The organism is Streptomyces aurantiacus JA 4570 (assembly GCF_000414115.1).
In the GTDB taxonomy this organism is placed as follows: domain Bacteria; phylum Actinomycetota; class Actinomycetes; order Streptomycetales; family Streptomycetaceae; genus Streptomyces; species Streptomyces aurantiacus_A.
Genome location: NZ_AOPZ01000344.1, coordinates 1 through 3,068 on the forward strand (window position 1 = coordinate 1; position 3,068 = coordinate 3,068).

General features: G+C 74.3%; 3 protein-coding genes. 1 reads left to right on the top strand and 2 read right to left on the bottom strand.

Going from position 1 to position 3,068, the window contains the following annotated elements:
- On the bottom strand, positions 1-1,016 hold a 1,016-nt coding region (locus STRAU_RS29105), incomplete at its 3' end, for a serine/threonine-protein kinase (protein ID WP_158692149.1).
- Positions 1,017-1,264: 248 nt separating this feature from the next.
- Here STRAU_RS29105 and STRAU_RS29110 point away from each other — a divergent pair.
- A complete protein-coding gene (locus STRAU_RS29110; RefSeq protein ID WP_016644002.1) occupies positions 1,265-2,332 on the top strand; it encodes a 1-aminocyclopropane-1-carboxylate deaminase in 1,068 nt (355 codons plus the stop codon).
- 75 nt (positions 2,333-2,407) lie between these two features.
- Here STRAU_RS29110 and STRAU_RS29115 read toward each other — a convergent pair.
- Positions 2,408-3,068: TerD family protein (locus STRAU_RS29115; RefSeq protein WP_037662660.1), on the bottom strand; the 661-nt coding region annotated here is incomplete at its 5' end.

Below are 3,068 nucleotides of genomic sequence, written 5' to 3' on the forward strand. Positions count from 1 at the left end.
GGCGGCGCGGCTGTCCGCGGCGCGTCGTCGGGAGGCACGCCGTCCGGCGGTGAGGGGGCGGACGGAAGCGCGTCGTCCGGCGGGGAAGTGGGCGAAGGCGCGTCGTCCGTCCCGATGTGCCCCAACAGCTCGGCCACGTCGTCCTCATGACGTCGTATCAGCCCCGCCACGGCGCCCCGCTCCCACCACGGCACCCCCCGCGTCCGCGCCCCGCACCAGTCCAGGACCTCGCCGACCGTCGGGCGGTCCTCGGGGGCGCGGGCCAGGCAGCGGGCCAGGAAGGCGTGCAGGGCGGGGCCGGGAACGCCGTCGAGGTCCGGGGCCTCGTGCAGGGTGCGGTACAGGACGCGGGCGGCGCCGTCCGCGCCGAACGGGGCGCGGCCCGTCGCGGCGAGGGCGAGCAGCGCGCCGAGCGCGAAGACGTCGGCGGGCGGGCCCGGCCGGGCGTCGTCGGCGCCGCGCGCGAGCTGCTCCGGCGCGATGAAGCCGGGGGAGCCGATGGCCTCGTCCGTGGCGGTGAGGCTGTCGTCGGCCGCGCTCTTGGCGATGCTGAAGTCGAGGACCTTGGGTCCTTCGCGGGTGACGACCACGTTGGACGGCTTCAGGTCGCGGTGCACCAGACCCGCCGCGTGCACCGCCGTGAGCGCTTCCGCGAGGGACGCGCCGAGCGCCGCGAGGTCGGCGGCGGACAGCGCGCCGTGCGCGGCCACGGCGTCGGTGAGGACCGGGCCCGCGCAGAACTCCGTGACCAGCCAGGGCTGTTCGGCGTCCGGGTCGGCGTCGAGCACGGCCGCGGTGTACGGGCCTGTGACGGCGCGGGCGGCGGCCGTCTCGCGGCGGAAGCGCTCGCGGAACTCCGGCTCGGCGGCGAGATGCGCGTGCACCGTCTTCACGGCGACGGGCCGCCCGGACGCGGACCGCGCCAACTCCACCCGGCCCATGCCGCCCGCCCCGAGCCGTGCGATCAGCCGATAGCCCCCGACCTCGACGGGCGTCCTCCGCGTGGCCCCTGCCATGCCGCCAGTCCCCTCCCCGGATCGACCCGCACAGTGCGACGCCCCTGAGGCATCGTACGGTTGCGGGCTCGCTCATCCGCTCGATCGGGTGATGCCCGGCGGAACACCGCCGTGCGGCGGGGACGCGGGGCAGGCCGGGCACGGGGGTTGATCGTCCCCAGGCCCGGCCCGCACGCTTGCTCCTCACCGCAAGGCACCGCGGCCGACCGGCTCGCAGGGCGCCCTTGCGCAGGACTCCAGGAGGCCCTGTGTCCCTCGCCGCCACACTCCAGTCCTTCCCCCGCTACCCCCTGCTCTTCGGCCCCTCACCCGTCCATCCCCTGGAGCGTCTGACCCGCCATCTCGGCGGCCCGGCGCTGTGGGCCAAGCGGGAGGACTGCAACTCGGGCATCGCCTACGGCGGCAACAAGACCCGCAAGCTGGAGTACCTGGTCGCCGACGCGCTCGCGCGGGGCTGCGACACGCTGGTGTCGGTGGGCGGGGTGCAGTCCAACCACACCCGGCAGGTCGCGGCCGTCGCGGCCCGCGCCGGGCTCAAGTGCGTGCTGATCCAGGAGAGTTGGGTTGAGTGGCCCGACTCCGTGTACGACAAGGTCGGCAACATCCTGATCAGCCGTCTCGCGGGCGCCGACGTCCGCCTGGTGCGGGCCGGGTTCGGCATCGGCGCGAAGGAGAGCTGGGAGCGGGCCGTGCGGGAGGTCGAGGAGTCCGGCGGCAAGCCGTACGCCATCCCGGCGGGCGCCTCCGAACACCGCCTGGGCGGCCTCGGCTTCGCGGGCTGGGCGGACGAGGTCGCCGAACAGGAGCGGAGGCTGGGCGTCTTCTTCGACGTCGTCATCGTGTGCTCGGTGACGGGCTCCACGCAGGCCGGGATGGTCGCGGGGTTCGCGGCGCTCGCCGAGGACGGGCAGGACTCCGGCGGCGCCGGGGAGGGAGGCGGCGGCGCCCGGCCGCGCCGCGTCATCGGCGTCGACGCCTCCGCCGAGCCCGCGCGCACCCGCGAGCAGACCCTGCGGATCGCGCGCGGCACGGCCGAACTCATCGGCGTACAAAGGAAGATCGAGGACTCGGACGTGGAGCTGGACGAGCGCTACCACGCCGGGACCTACGGCATCCCCGACGAGGCCACCCTCGACGCGATGCGACTCGCCGCCCGCACGGAGGGCATGGTCACCGACCCGGTGTACGAGGGGAAGTCGATGGCGGGCCTCATCGACCTGGTCCGGCGTGGGGAGATGGCGCGGGACTCCACGGTGCTGTACGCGCACCTGGGCGGTCAGCCCGCGCTGAACGCGTACAGCGCGCTGTTCGACTAGCGGGGCCGGGCCAGGACGCACGGAAGGGGGCGCGGCAGACACATCAGTGACCGCCGCGCCCCCTCTCGCGGTGCGCTACAGAGCCTGCGCGGCGGGCTTCACCATGCCCCGCACCGTGCGGGACTTCACGAAGTCACCCATCGCCGTCATGTCCCACTCGCCCGTGAACTGGCGGACCAGCTTCGCCATCATCACGCCCGTCTGCGCCTCGGCGTTCGTCAGGTCGAAGCGGACCAGCTCCTCGCCCGTGGCACCGTCGATCAGGCGGCAGTACGCCTTCGCGACCTCCGTGAACTTCTGGCCGGAGAACGAGTTCACCGTGAAGACCAGGCCCGTGACCTCCTGCGGGAGCGCGCCGAGGTCGACCACGATCACCTCGTCGTCACCGCCGCCCTCGCCCGTGAGGTTGTCGCCGGAGTGCTTGATGGCGCCCTTGAGGATCTTCAGCTTGCCGAAATAGCAGCTGTCGATGTGGTTGCGCTGCGGGCCGTACGCGATGACCGACGCGTCCAGGTCGATGTCCTTGCCGCGGAACGCGGGCTCCCAGCCGAGGCCCATCTTGACCTGGGAGAGGAGCGGGCGGCCGCCCTTGACCAGGGACACCGTCTGGTTCTTCTGGAGGCTGACGCGGCCCTTGTCCAGGTTGATCTTCCCGGCGCCGGGGGCGGGCGCGGCGGGGGCCGCGGGGGCCGGCGGGGCGGGGGGCTGCTGGGCCATCGGCGGGGGGGGGGGCTGG